Raw genomic sequence first — 15,300 nt, 5'->3', positions numbered from 1 at the left:
ACAGGATAAACTATATCATGAGCAAAGCGAACTATAAGTGAAACGCTCATGAGGAACGAATAGCTAAACAATTGGAATTAAATAAAATAAAGGATTAATGGAACTATTTTTCAGATATTAGATCGTTGCACTTTTAGATATTAGACCCTATGACAGCCTAATAGGGTCTAATATCTAAAAGCAAAGCGGTCTAGCATCTAAGATCGAAACATAGTTTTAGCTCAAACAGTACTTTATAAGTATCCTTTACCTCTTTAGCTCGCTTTGTTCGTGAGCACTTTGTTATGCACTTCGTTTATGAGCCAGCAAGCTGGGTTCGTTTTATAGTTTGTCCTGTACTCAGAAATACTATTCTAATGATAAAAAAAAGTCTTTGGAGACCAGGTACAACAAGTTTTCTAATTTTTGTCTGTTTCATATTTCTAGGAGCTTGCGACAATACCAATCCCTCTTCTATTAAGGTTTCAACCACTGCGACACCCAACAACACAACTGACAATAGCTTGTCGCATTTCATACAGCAATTTCAGCTCGTTGAGCCAGGTAGCAGTATTCCCAAAGAATTATGCGACCGTTATATAGAGCCTATCTTGGCAAATAATCGCTTACATCCCTACCTTGGGTTGGAGAAGGCTAGTTATAATTATGGGCAGGTGATTTATGAGGATAGTGTTATGGTTGCCTTTACTTTTTATTATAAGGCAGAAGACAAGGGGCATCTAATGGCAGCTTCTTTTTTAGCCAGCTTTAATCGCCCAAACGAACAGTTTATAGATGCCCGAATGGTCTTTGGTAGTTCTGTTTTTGATTATCAAGCAAGCAAAGGGTATAAGATGGGCTTTTCTTGTAAATCGGACTTAGAGTTTCTAGAATCTGATCGCATGGTACTAAAACTAAAAAGTCAAACTAAACAACTGTACACTCATTTTAAGGAAGGAACTCCCCCAAAAGCCAATGTAATTAAAACGCATCGTTATAGCTTGCTAAAAAATGGGCAATTTGTCTTTGAATAAAAAAAGGTTGCCCAGATCAAAAGACCTAGGCAACCATGAACAACTTAATTAATTAACCTTCTTGAAGAATTACTGTTTAACAATTTTCTTTGTTACAATGGTTTGATTGGTTGCTACATTCAGCAAATACATACCACTTGGTAAATGATCCATTTGCAATTGTTCGATGTAAACACCTGCTGATTGGTCGCTTTCTGCCACATGGCTATAAACACATTGTCCCATGCTATTCATTACTTTAATGGTGACCTTAGATGCTTCTTCTAAAGTATACTTTAAGGTAATGCCACGCTCAAAAGGATTTGGCATCGTTTCTACCTTCAACCCTGCTTGGTCTACATCAATTACAGATTGATATTGATCGATAATACTAATTGGCGTATTTGTAATTACAGGAGGATTATAATCAAAATAGATAGCCGCTGTATTTTCAATCTCCGTCCCAATTGGCAAACCTGATGCTCTATTCACTTTGAATTTTACAAATCCCATACTAGCATCAAAATCGGCTGAAGAATCGGGCAGGTAAATATTGTTAAAAGTAAACACCAATACATTGCCATTTTCAAGGCTAATATCTACATCGTGTTTGGTATCAATTTCACGCACGGTATGCGGCAATAAATTAACGTCTAGTGTATCACGAATAACCACAATATGCGCAGGAGCTGTTCCTGTATTTTGGAAACGAATGGTGTATTCTAACTCTTCGTCTGTTTCGTAGATTATTCCACCAGACCAAGCATCTCCTGTATGATAAGGCTCTACTTGTTTATCATTGGGGTCCCAAGAACCAACTACTGTTGTATATTCTCCATCTGTATTATTAGAAGGCGTAGCATCTCCAACAATTGGCAGCACTTCGGCCAAGCCCTGCAAACCTGTTCCCAAAGCAGTAGTAGTTGGCACTCTAAATTTAACATCCAAATAACGACAAGCACCTGGGTTTAAGTTGCTAAATGACCAATAGAACTTGTGTCCAGGAATATCGTGTAATGTCAACGTAGAATTCCACCCAGTAATTGATTCAAAACCCAATAGACTATTGTAGTCATACTCAACCGTCCCATTCATAATGGTATTTCCTTTGTTACAGTATTTGATTCGAGTATAATAACTAAAACCAGGGGTTGCATTGCTATAATCCCATAGGTCGATGGTCAAATCTTGAACAGGAGGATTGGTCAAATAAAAATGATTGGTATAACAAGCTCCTTGTGCTGCATTTGTTATGGTTGCAACTCCACCAACAGGGCATAAAACGGTTGTTGTTAGTGGTGAAGTGTTCACATATTCTACCGTATAATTACCTGGAGTAGTAACATTAAACTCATATCGTCCATAGGCATTGGTAAATCGTACAATCCCTAGCGGTTGTAATCGCACCATTTCGTAAGGCAAAGGCAAGCCAGCTTGACAAGTTCCCGTTGCTGATACATCGTATACATAACCTGAAATTTTGATGTTAGGATTCGCAACGTGAGGAGGAGGAAGATAATAATCTCGATCAAAAACGCAGCCAGTTGCAGGATCTGTAATCGATACAGTATACCAGCCCGAAGACAAATTGATGATGTCTTCTGTAATGGCTCCATTGCTCCATACAAAGGTAGGATTTGCTACTCCTGAGACAGTAATATCAATTATGCCTCCCATATTAGAAGAATTTACATTGGTGATGGATTGAGATACTGCAATATTAGTCTGACCTCCTACTACAATATTGGTAAGTTCTAATTTACAACCATTGTTATCGGTTATACTAACAGAATATTGTCCAGGAAAAATGCCATTCAAATCTTCGACATTGCCACTTCCTAACGACCACGCATAATTGTAGGGCATTGTTCCTCCTGTCATGGTGAGATCAATCGCACCGTTCTTATTGTTACAAGTTGCTGCTGTAACCGTATAACTAGCTGTAACAGGTACAGGATTAGGCACCCAATAACTAGCAGAGTCTGAACAGCCATTGGCATCTGTAATCGTTACATAATAAGTACTATTAGGTGTAACATTGACAATACTTTGGTCGGTAATTCCATTGTCCCAAAGGTAGGTATAAGGCGTTGCGCCACCTGTTGGCACAGCTGTTAAATAATCAGGTTCACAAGTTGATTCTGGGTTAATTCCTGCTACCATTTGCCCTGCATCAACAATATCAACAGTATCGATAATAACACAAGAACCATTGGTAACGGTTACAATATACAAACCTGCCCCTAAGTTATTGATGGTTGGTGAAGTTGCTCCATTGCTCCATGCAAAGGTTGGATTGGTCATCCCATAATCATGTACCGTTGCAGAACCATTGGCTAGTCCACAACTAGCATCAACCGATGTAAATTCAATAAATTCGCCAACTGCTATTGTATCTCGATAAGCACAGCCATTCCAATTGGTCGCTTCTACAATATGAAAACCCGCAGCTATATTGGTCAAATCTTCGGTAGTTGCTCCCGTTGGAGACCAAGATATTGTATTAACTGATCCATTTATTGTCAAATCAATCGCACCATCACTATTCCCACAAGTAGCATCCTGAACAACAGAAGAAAAAGATAATCCACCATTGTTATTTACATTGATGGTATCGGACGCAGAACACCCATTCGGGTCTGTCACCGTTACGGAGTAAACAGTAATTCCATTTTGTACAGGAATAGAAGGAGTTGTTGCCCCTGTACTCCACAAATAGGTATACCCAGAACCTGCTCCACCATGAACTTGAACGTCTAATTGGCTAAGTACACATCCCATCTGTAAAGAATCGACGATATAAGCATATACGCTCCCTCCATTATAAATACTAATACTTTCTGTAATTACGCAAGATCCATCGGTTACGGTCACGGTATATGTCCCATTGGTCAAATTCGTAATCGTAGCTCCAACATCTCCATTGCTCCATGTAAAAGTCGGGTTGCTCATCCCCTGAGTAGTTGCCGTGATAGATCCATTGTTTTGTCCACAGCTCATGTGCAATGCCGTTAAACTAACCTGTGGTCCTGCGACCTGAGCATTATAAAAAAGGTAACAGTTATTGGCATCTCTAATTTGTACTCTTGTTCGCCCAACAGGAATATTAGTAGGATCTTGAACGGTTTGTCCTTGGGCACCATCATACCAATAATAAGTATAAGGCGGTGTTCCTCCCGTTACGGTTAAATCAATAGATCCATCGCTGGCATTGCAAGTAGCTGCCGTTGAGGTATGCGAGGCAGCAATAGGGGAAGCATAGGGTACAACGGTTGTAGATCCCTCTCCTGTACAACCATTTGCATCTGTTATTGTAACAGAATAGGTTCCTGGAGCAGGATTCAAAATGCGGTAATTGGTGCTTCCGTCGCTCCATAAATAGCTTGTAGGATTATGCGGCCAACTTACGTTAGCATATAATTCTGCATTACAAGCATAGAAGGAAGGAGTTACAGGGATTCCATTTGGAGATGGAGCCAGATAAGTAGTTGCTGTATAAGTACAGGTAGTAGGGTCTGTTATCGTAACCGTATAATGCCCTGAAGACAAATTATATTGATTCCGATTGGTAGAACCATTGCTCCAAATGTAAGAAGCTCCTGAATAATAGGTGGTTTGAGATAACGATAACGTCCCATTGCTAGCTGTTGGGCAAGAGGGTTGATTTTGAGTAGTAACAGTGTAACTATTGGGGCACTGTGCATAGACAGAACCGAACAAGCAGCATAAAAACAGTGCTGCTATTATTTTGTATAAACTTTGTTGGTGTACCATTTAAATGGAGGTTTAGAAGTGATGTAATAGATTCAAAAATAAACCATAACTCACTCAACTCCAACTACAATTAATTCTACATCTTACATAAATTATACATAAATAAATATATAAACAAATAACAAACAGCAAACAAAACCCCATTCATAGCTAAAAACTTATGCTTCTTTTTAAGCACTAAAAATCAATTTTAAATCGAACATTAAAGCGTCTAGAGGTCAATACATTTGGAATCGCATAACTACGATTAGAGAAATCTTTAATCCAAGTATTAGAAGCCACATTTTTTACGTCCATTAAATTGAAAATCTCAAAACTCAACCAAATTCCCTTGATGGAACGCAAGGCATGTTTTGATTGTTTTTTGAACAATGCCTTATTCCCATCGTATTTCTTCTTGATGTGCAGAGCTCGATCCCAAATGCCAAAGGAAGCCCCAATGTCAATTCTATGATAAGCAGCAAAACGGTATGAGTTTCTAAATTGAACATTGTTTTCTGGAATGCCAAAAGGCAAGCCTGTACCTACGGTGAATGCCAAGTTAAGACGAGCCCAAGGAGCTTTGGGAAAATCATCTTGAAAGTACATTGAAAAAATCACCAATTGGTCGGTTGCTTTAGGAGCATCAGACATCCATGTTGTATCAATAGTAGTTCCATTTAGCACCCTAACCCCATGTTCTACCCCATTAAACGATTCTCTAGCTCTCAAAAACGACAAGTTAATCCAAGATTCTAAGCCCTCTACCAATTCGCCATTCAAACGCAAGTCTAAGCCAGCCACATATCCTGTTGCTAAATTATCTCCATAATAGCGAATGCGTACATTCTCAATATCATAAGGAATCAAATCCCATTGATGCTTGTAATAGCCCTCTGTTATAAATTTAAAACGGCGTTTGAACAACATAAAGTCCCAAACAATTCCGCCCAAAATATGTACTGATTTTTGAGCCTTGACATTGTAGTTGACGTTCCCTTCCAAATCTCTTAATTCTCTATAAAAAGGAGGTTGATAGTACAAACCTGCCGCTAATTTAAACGTAAGGTCCTTTGTTTTTTTGGTAGAATCAGCAATTGAATTTTGGTATTTCCTAGGGGTGTAATACATTTGCAAACGAGGCGAAACAATTAATTCTTGGTTTAGGCTCCAATAACTAGCCCGTACTCCTGCTGTCATCCGAAACAAATGTTGGGTAGATTTGTGTTCCCAAGTATTTTGCACATACGCATTTAGACGGTGTGTATTGAGTCCCACTGTTGTTTTGATATAATCTGGAATATACACTTGACTGGTGTCAAAAGGTAACGTAAACCCTAAAGAATCTATGCGACGCCACTCTTTTAATTTGTCCTTGATGATTTCATTTTTATAGCCTAAACCCCATTTTAACCAGTGATGATTTTCTACCCCTGTATGTTCATAACGGTCGTACAACCAAGTTCCTTTAAACTGTACATTGGTTACATTCGCCTGCAAAAAATTACGGGCAAAATGATGCGTTTCTCCATAAGCCAAGGTTCCGATTACTTCCCCAAAATTATCTTCTCCCAGCCCCGTTTCAATCTCATCTAATTTGTAAAAATTAATAATATCAATGCGTTCATTTTCATTGCTCTGATAATGCGAAGCCAATAGTTTTAGTTTTAGATTGGTAGACACTACGGCCGTAGTATCTATTTCTCGATCTGTTCCTCCCCCCAAAGGCAAAAAGGTAATGGCGGTACCTGCTGTAAAGTTCTCAAAATTAGAAATTTCCTGCCCTTCAAACAAAGTGGTTAAACGCAGGGCTTGATTAAACAATCCCGTTGTTGTAGAGCTTTCTTTTGGAATAAGCGAATAAATGGAATTAGAGTAATGACCAATAGCCTCCACTTGCCATTTTTCATTAATATCATAAATAAAATCGCCTTGTATATCTACAAATTGTGGCACATACTCGCCTTTAACATCCAAAGAAGACAATAAATAAGAGGTTGTTTTGTAACGGGCTCCTAAGGTATACGTAAATCGATTGGGTACCTTTCTCTTTTTAGAAATAGAATCTTTGTAGATAGCTCCTCCTACATAAACACTTCCACCTAACAAAGAACCACCAACCGAAGCTTCAAACTCATAGGGGCGACGATAGTGAACATCTAAAACCGAAGCCATTTTATCGCCGTATTGTGCCTTAAATCCACCTGACGAAAAGGACAAATAATCCAACATATCACTGTTGGGAAAAATCAAACCTTCCTGCTGTCCAGAACGCACCAACAAAGGACGGTAAATTTCAAAATCATTGACATAAACTAAGTTTTCATCGTAGTTTCCACCTCGCACAGAGTATTGAGAGGTTAATTCTCCCCCTGTTCCCGCAGTAACCCCAGGAGCCAAATACTTAATTAAAGAAGTAAGGTTGCCATCTGTTGTTGGGATTCGTTCAAGGTCTGCTTTTTCGACATGCAACGCATCAATCTCTCGTTTTTCAAAGGGAACCACTACAATGTCTTGTTCCAAGACATTCTTGCCCTCTCCCAATTCCATCGCAACATCTAAGCGAATTCCTGCCCCAGCAGCTAATTTCAAACCTGGTTTGCGAAATTCTTTATAGCCCAAATAAGTAAAGATGATGGTAAAGGTTTTGTTGGCAGGAATAACCAGTTTATAATTTCCATCAACATCTGCTGCACTTCCAATACTCGTTCCATCCAAACTGACATTGGCAAAAGACAAAGGCTCTCCTTCTTGATTGGTAATGGTACCAATAACCGTGGCCGTTAATTTTTCGTCTTGTGCATTTACAGTTGTCAGGAATAAAAAGACGGTGGTTAATATCAACAAAAAAACACTGCGCATAAGAGTATAGTTAGGAAGTTGTGAAAAGTATCTTAATTCATAAATGTAAAGATTTTTGCCATAAATCAGAGGGCATGACAAAAATATTAACGGAAGTTGCTTAAAAATCAATTTTAAATCGAATATTGATGCGCCTTGAAGTTAAGGTGCTTGGAATTGCATAACTTCTATTGGAATAATCTTTCACCCATGTATTAGAGGCCACATTTTTTGCATCCATCAAGTTAAACACCTCAAAACTCAACCAGATTCCCTTAAAAAAGCGCAGTGGATGTCTTGATTTTTTCTTAAAGGCGGTCTTGCTTCCGTTGTACTTATTCTTAATATGCAGTTTTCGCTCCCAAATACTAAAAGAAGCCCCAATATCAATTCGATGATACACCTGAAAAGCATAAGAATTCCGAAATTGCACATTATTTTTAGGAATGCCAAAGGGCAGCCCAGAGCCTACTGTAAAGGCAAAATTGACCTGTGCCCAAGGGGCTTTAGGAAAATTATCTTGAAAATACATCGAAAAAATAAATAACTGATCGGTAGCTTTGGGGGCATCTGCTGTCCAAATGGTATCAATGGTTGTTCCTGATAATTTTCGGATGCCATGCTGAACTTCATCAAAGGATTCTCGTGCTCTCAAAAAAGACAAATTAACCCAAGACTCTAACCCTTCTACCAATTCGCCATTTAAACGCAAATCCAACCCTGCAACATACCCCTTCGCCAAATTGTCTCCATAATAATGGATGCGCACATTCTCAATATCATAAGGAATCAAATCCCATTGATGCTTATAGTAGCCCTCTGTTATAAATTTAAAACGGCGATTAAACATTATAAAATCCCAAACCACTCCTCCTAAGATATGCACTGATTTTTGAGCCCTTACTTTATAATTAAGGTTGCCTTCCAAATCTCTCAATTCTCTATAAAAAGGCGGTTGGTAATACAAACCTGCTGCTAATTTAAAGGTCAGGTCTTTGGTCTTTTTGGTAGAATCTACAATTGAATTTTGGTACCTTCTGGGGGTATAATACATTTGTAAACGAGGAGAAACAATAAACTCTTGGTTGAGGTTCCAATAACTGGCTCGTACCCCTGCTGTCATCCGAAACAAATGCTGGTTAGTTTTGTGTTCCCAAGTATTCTGCACATAAGCATTTAGGCGATGTGTATTGAGCGCTACCTTGGTTTTGATATAATCTGGAATATAGACTTGGTTGGTATCAAATGGTAAGGTAAAACCCGCAGAATCAATGCGACGCCATTCTTTCAATTTATCCTTGATGAGTTCATTTTTATAACCAATTCCCCACTTTAAAGTATGATGATTTTCTAGCCCTGTATGTTCATAACGATCGTACAACCAAGCCCCTTTAAATTGAACATTGGTCACATTTGCTTGCAAAAAATTTCGGGCAAAATGATGCGACTGTCCCTTTGCTAAAGTGCCAATCACCTCGCCAAAATTATCGTTGCCCAGCCCCGTTTCAATTTCATTTAGTTCATAATCATTCAGTACATCTATTCGTTCGTTTTCATTGCTTTGATAATGCGAGCCTAATAATTTTAACTTTAGATTGGTCGAGACCATTGCAGTGGTATCAATTTCCTGCTCTCTCCCTCCACCCCAAGGCAAAAACGTCACCGCAGTTCCTAGCGTAAAATTTTCAAAATTAGAAATTTCTTGCCCCTCAAAATCAGATTCCAATTTCAACGCTTTATTAAACAAAGCGGTAACATGCTCCCCCTGTTTAGGTTTCAAAGAATAGGTAGAATTAGAATAATGCCCAATTGCTTCTAGCTGCCATTTTTCATTCACATCATAAATAACATCGCCCTGTATGTCTATAAATTGTGGCACATACTCCCCCTTAATATTTAGAGAATTTAGCAAAGAAGAGGTCGTTTTATAACGGGCTCCTAGTGCATAACTAAGCCGATTGGGTACTTTGTTGGCTCTAGACAAAGAATCTTTGTAAACAGCCCCGCCTACATAAACACTTCCTCCCAACAAAGAACCACCAACCGAAGCCTCAAACTCATAAGGGCGACGATAATGGACATCCAATACGGAAGCCATCTTATCCCCATATTGTGCTTTAAACCCACCTGATGAAAAAGAGAGGTAGTCCATCATATCACCATTCGGAAAAATCAGACCTTCTTGTTGTCCAGAACGAACCAATAAAGGGCGATAAATTTCAAAACCATTCACATAAACTAGATTCTCATCATAATTTCCACCACGCACAGAGTATTGTGAAGTCAATTCTCCACCTGTGCCCGCTGTAACTCCAGGAGCTAAATATTTGATTAAGGAAGTGAGGTTGCCATCGGTCGTTGGGATGCGTTCTATGTCTTTTTTTTGAACATGCAATGCGTCAATTTCTCGTTTTTCAAATGGAGTGATGACCAATTGATTTTTTAACAAAACATGCGTTTCTTTCATTACAATATCTACCCGAATAGCAGCCCCTTCTTCAAGCCTTAAATTAGGACGTTTTATCTCTTGAAAGCCCACATAGGCAAAAACAAGCGTAAATGTTTTGTTGGCAGGGATAATTAATTTGTAAGCACCATTTTCATTGGAACTCGTTCCTATTTCACTACTCCCTTCTAAATAAATAGAAACACCGACCAAATTGACACCCTCGCCATCCTTAATTTCGCCAATAAGTGTAGCAGTCCTTTCTGGGCTTTGAGCAAAAGAAGCCTCTCCCCATAGAAATAGGATTGCAACGATCCATGGATACACGTAACGCATAAGTTAACTTTAAGTTTAAATAATTATTTATTGCACTCGTGTAAATGTTGATCATATATTTTTTTCTGGTAAGTATTAAATAACATGAAGCAACTATGGCCTCTAATCTTTCTATAAACGTAAAGCAATGCTCAAATGCTGGTTGGGTTGCAAAATTTAAGTTGGAAAAATTAAGTATTCAGTAGGCACCTGCTCTGTCAGCCAAACGCCATTATCAGAAATAAAGAATTCAAATCCTGCTTGGTGCATTTCTAAGGCCTTCACTTCCAACACCACCACTGCGCCATGCCGTTTCCCAACTGTAGTAGCAGTATCCATATCTTGTGACAAGTGGACATGATGTCGATTCTTTTTTAATAAACCACTTTTTCGAATGGAAGCCAAAAACCGCAGGGCTGTTCCATGAAAAAGCACTTTTGGGGGTTTCATTGCTTGATACCCCAGATTAATCGCAATAGAATGCCCTTGGGATGCTCTGATTTGACTATGATCGGCGTTAAAAGCAAAGCGCTTTTTGTCGTTATTGGCTACTACTTCTTCCAATACCTCAAGGCTCAATGTTCGCCCATTTTGTGCCATTTTTTCTAATAAATCCTGCGTTTTTACCCAACCTTGCTCATCCAAAACAAGCCCAAGCACTTCGGGTTTGTGTCTTAATACTAAACTTAAGAATTTGCTTATTTTTTTATAATTTGTTTTCATTGTTTTTTCTTTTGTTCCTTGACAAAAGGGGGTATTTAGTCTTATTTTTATTTTGATAACAAGCAGCTTTGGAGTTGCGATTTGTTCTTGCCTCCTCAAATAAGAAGCCGCCTATTTTTTCATTTACCACAGGATTTGTCAGAGAACCTTTTTTTTTAAAGGAAAAAATTGTTTTTTTGTTCTAAATTAATTAGGTCATAATTAAGTATTTAAGAAATATTGAATTGATACTTTTGATAAAGTATATTTATATCCATTTTAAACATTAAGCTGTGTCCTAATTTTCAAAGAAAAACCCTATTTTTACATAAAGAGTTTCAAAAACTATCACAATCTGTATACAAATGATTAACAAAATACTTGTTATTATACTATTGGTCACTTTTACTGGGCACATTTTTGCTCAAGAAAATCGCATGGAAAATGGAGTAAAAGTTGGGCGTTGGGCACATAAAGATAAGCGAGATTTAGTTTACGCAGAAGGAACTTATCAAGATGGAGTTCGAGAAGGCAGATGGCTATATTTTGTCTCTCCGATCAGCCGCTATACTCATGTAGCAGATGTAAAAGGAGATTATACCGATGCAGGGAAAAAAACGGGTACTTGGACATTCATTAGTACGCAGACCAAAATAAGAGTAGAAGCACAATTTGATCAAGATTTGATGGATGGAACTTGTACCTATTATGCTTCTAATGGCAGCGTCCTTGCTACGGGGTTAATGAGCGCAGGGATTCGCCATGGCAAATGGGTCTTCTACCACAATGGTACCAAAATGACAGAAGGTTATTATCAAAATGGTGTAAAAATAGGCGATTGGTCTTATGATTATTATCCTGATCCTCAAATGCACATAAAAGGGATCTTTAATTTTGATGATGGTGTCAAAAATGGTAAACTCGAATATTATAGAGTGGATAGACATCCTAAATTTGGTACTGATGAACTGCTGTCTGGAATTGGTACTTATTCTAGCGGCAAAAAAATTGGTCGTTGGATTGAATATAACCAAGGTTTAAAAGGTGAATTTGTTGAGACAGGCAATTATAACCGTGGTGGCAAGCGTCAGGGGTTCTGGAAATCTACGATTGAACGTAGAAACTACCAAGCGGCCATCTATGAGAATGGGGTACTCAATGGCATTTTTAAACAATACCATGACAATGGCAAATTAAAATATGAAACGACCTACAAAGACGGGTTGCCAACTGGAGAATTTAAGCGCTATTTTGACAACGGAAACTTAGAAGAAACGGGAACAACTGTCTTTTCTCCTAATCCCTCTGATGTAACAAGAGATACGGTCTATTACACCTTAGAATTGCCTTATGAATATCATTTTCAATTGGTTGAACTGCCTAATTTTCATCGAATGGGCTATCATTATGCCACTTGGCTTGCGGATCCTAGTTATTCGATTGAACCCGCAGAGCTAGATCGCCGCTTTGACATTTACAAAGACTATGGACTAGAGCCACACAAACGCATTGATAATGTAAAAACTATTGGCAAAAAAGCTGTTAGAAAAGGTCCTTATCAAGCATTTTTTAGAAATGGCAAACTAAAACTAGAAGGTAGTTATTACCCTAAAGTAACAGAGGTTTTTGATCCTGAAACGAATACTTCCGTTCGTGATTATGCACGAGATGGAGAATGGAAGCAGTATGATGATAATGGTTATATTATGAGAACAATGACTTATGACAAGGGAGAATTGATCAAAATGCTGGACGACAAAGGCAACGAAATGGGCATTGGTGCAAACATGGATGCTACTAATAATTAAGAACAATTCTATTTTTATTAAAAGATGCTTTGAAACTAATTTTCAAAGCATCTTTTTTTTATCATTACTGTGCATAAAATCGTATTCAACTAATTATCAAAACAATGCACTGTCTATTTTGGGGGCATTATTTTGATTGATGTATGCTTCTATTTTGCTAGCTGCTCTTAATCCTTAAGGTTATTTTTTAATTGGCATTCCCTATTTCCCTGCCTTTTATTATCAATCTTATTAAACAATTAACAACAAAGGGTTACCCTTATTTTTTTCACTCCATATACTTAAAACAAAATCCAATGTTTCAGAAAGCCATCAAACAAGCCACAACAACGCCCCATAAATTATTTTTAATAGATGGACTAGGCGCTTTATTATCTATTTTTTTACTAGGGGTTGTCTTGGTAAAATTGGAACGATTCTTCGGAATTCCTATACCAACACTTTACCTCCTAGCTTTTATACCTTGTTTTTTTGTTGCTTACGATTTTTATTGTTTCCTGACAGTTAAACAAAATATTCCTTTTTATTTAAAGGGAATTGCGCTCATGAATAGTTCTTACTGTTTGTTGTCAATTATTCTAGCAATCTATCATTACCAAAAACTAAGCTATTTGGCTTGGGGCTATATCATTACCGAAATTACGATTGTTATGGCTCTTGTTTATATAGAACTCCAAACAGCAAAAACATTATCCGTCAAAAAATAGTCGAGCTTAAGGTTGTCACCTATAGCACAATATTCGTAAAAAAACAAAATCATTTTAACATTTTGTTAACATTTGAGTCATTAACGAATCCTAAACTCTTTTCGTATTTATAATACACACTGTTATAATTCTATGTAAATAAAAGAGATTACTCCAATCACTAAAATCAATTGTTATGAGAATATTACTGAATAGAATTGCTGCTTTGATTTTAATCTTTACAGCTAGTTACATACAAGCTCAAAACAATACTGAGAATGGGAAAAAAATAGGTCAATGGGTACTCAAAGACGCACAAGGTTTAGTTTATGCCGAAGGCAACTATGTTGATGATATGCGCAATGGTCAGTGGAAATTCTATGTTTCTGATGCTAGCCGTCAACAACAGCAGGCCGATGTTATTGGTTTTTATGGAAATGGTGGCATCAAACAAGGAGAATGGCTTTATACCAATCTATTTTCCAACATTAGTTTAAAAGTCAATTTTGTAAATGATTTAATGCAAGGGGAATGCGTCTACTATGACCAAAATAACAGCATTCTTGCAAGAGGTCTTATGCTAGATGGCATTCGCCATGGAAAATGGATTTTTTACGATCAAAATACTCCTACTGGTGCTCATGATAAAAATGGGTTAAAACTAAATAAGGTAATGTCTGAAGGTTATTACAAAGATGGCGTTCGTATTGGAGAATGGGTCTACGATTATTATTTAGATATGAACACTCATGTCAAAGGTAGTTTGTCTTTTGAAAATGGCACCAATAACGGTAGACTAAATTTTTATAAAGTAGAACATCATCCTAGCTTTGGAACAAATGAAAGTTTGGTGGGGAGTGGTTCTTATTCTAATGGCAAAAAAATTGGGCGTTGGATCGAATTTAATTACGGTACCAAAGGTGATTTTATAGAAACAGGAAACTACGATAACAATGGAAAACGAGATGGGCTCTGGAAAGTTAGAATCGAAAATCAGACCTACCTTGCAGGTTCCTATAATCACGGTGTCCCTCACGGTAAATTTAATCATTATTATGAAAGTGGTCAATTAAAATACGAATCTAATTATAACAATGGTTTGGAAGAGGGAGAATTCAAACGTTATTATAAAAATGGACAATTGCAGGAATCGGGTACCCATGTTATCATAACAGATGAAACAAGCAGAGATAGTATCTTTTTTAGTTTAAAATTACCTTATGAACATCACTTTTTATTGGTTGAAGAGGATTTTTCCAACATGCATTATGAGTATATTACTTGGTTACATGAGCCAGGGTATTCTATTGCGCCAGCTGAATTAAATAGACGTTTTAATGTTTATAGAAGCTATGGTTTTGAAAAAAGTCAACGCATCAAAGATATTGTTGTAAAAAACAAAAAAACAGTTCGTGAAGGTCAATACTTAGCCTTCTATGAAGATGGGGGATTAAAACTAAAGGGCAACCACAGCCCACAAACTGCTAGCATTTTTGATCCCAACAAACATAGCATTGAGTTAGGTTATGCAAGAACAGGAGAATGGAAGGAATATGACAAAGATCATTTGCTCAAGAGTACCTATATTTATGAGGATGGCAAATTGAAAAAAATGCTAGATGCCAATGGTTATATTGTTCATACCTTTAAATACGAACAAAATGGTAGCATCAATATGACGGATGCTGATGGAAATGTTACTAATATTGAGCTAGAATAGCAATTTAAACAGGAGCCAATTTGAAGACGACTACTTC

Annotated in this window: 8 protein-coding genes; 4 read left to right on the top strand and 4 right to left on the bottom strand. The window is 37.5% G+C overall.

The genetic code is table 11. From position 1 onward, the window contains the following. Nucleotides 1–356: 356 nt before the first annotated feature. Nucleotides 357–1,013, top strand: a complete 657-nt coding sequence (locus tag AsAng_RS06590; RefSeq protein ID WP_264792001.1) for a hypothetical protein — start codon at nt 357–359, stop codon at nt 1,011–1,013. Between the two features lie 69 nt (nt 1,014–1,082). Here the strand turns inward: AsAng_RS06590 and AsAng_RS06585 are convergent, their stop codons facing one another. The 4 genes from AsAng_RS06585 to AsAng_RS06570 form a co-directional block, all read right to left on the bottom strand. Next, complete coding sequence (locus tag AsAng_RS06585; protein ID WP_264792000.1) at nt 1,083–4,766, bottom strand: DUF7619 domain-containing protein; 3,684 nt, start codon at nt 4,764–4,766, stop codon at nt 1,083–1,085. Between the two features lie 177 nt (nt 4,767–4,943). After that, on the bottom strand, nt 4,944–7,607 hold the full coding sequence (locus AsAng_RS06580) for a TonB-dependent receptor (RefSeq protein ID WP_264791999.1): 2,664 nt from the start codon (nt 7,605–7,607) through the stop codon (nt 4,944–4,946). Between the two features lie 100 nt (nt 7,608–7,707). Further along, a complete protein-coding gene (locus AsAng_RS06575; RefSeq protein ID WP_264791998.1) occupies nt 7,708–10,368 on the bottom strand; it encodes a TonB-dependent receptor in 2,661 nt (886 codons plus the stop codon). A gap of 156 nt (nt 10,369–10,524) precedes the next feature. Continuing rightward, the gene (locus AsAng_RS06570; RefSeq protein WP_264791997.1) at nt 10,525–11,070 is read right to left on the bottom strand and encodes an RNA 2'-phosphotransferase; all 546 of its coding nucleotides are present in this window, start codon (nt 11,068–11,070) and stop codon (nt 10,525–10,527) included. Between the two features lie 344 nt (nt 11,071–11,414). Here AsAng_RS06570 and AsAng_RS06565 point away from each other — a divergent pair, with 344 nt between their 5' ends. The 3 genes from AsAng_RS06565 (at nt 11,415) to AsAng_RS06555 (ending at nt 15,263) form a co-directional block, all read left to right on the top strand. Next, a complete protein-coding gene (locus AsAng_RS06565; RefSeq protein WP_264791996.1) occupies nt 11,415–12,857 on the top strand; it encodes a toxin-antitoxin system YwqK family antitoxin in 1,443 nt (480 codons plus the stop codon). Between the two features lie 296 nt (nt 12,858–13,153). Further along, nucleotides 13,154–13,564 carry a hypothetical protein gene (locus AsAng_RS06560; RefSeq protein ID WP_264791995.1) on the top strand — a complete coding sequence of 137 codons (411 nt, stop codon included), beginning with the start codon at nt 13,154–13,156 and terminating at the stop codon, nt 13,562–13,564. A 175-nt stretch (nt 13,565–13,739) separates the two neighbouring features. Further along, nucleotides 13,740–15,263, top strand: a complete 1,524-nt coding sequence (locus AsAng_RS06555) for a toxin-antitoxin system YwqK family antitoxin (RefSeq protein WP_264791994.1) — start codon at nt 13,740–13,742, stop codon at nt 15,261–15,263. Nucleotides 15,264–15,300 lie beyond the last annotated feature (37 nt).

The organism is Aureispira anguillae, from assembly GCF_026000115.1.
In the GTDB taxonomy this organism is placed as follows: domain Bacteria; phylum Bacteroidota; class Bacteroidia; order Chitinophagales; family Saprospiraceae; genus Aureispira; species Aureispira anguillae.
The sequence above is the reverse complement of the archived record's forward strand: the minus strand, read 5'-3'. Positions and strand labels throughout refer to the sequence as shown.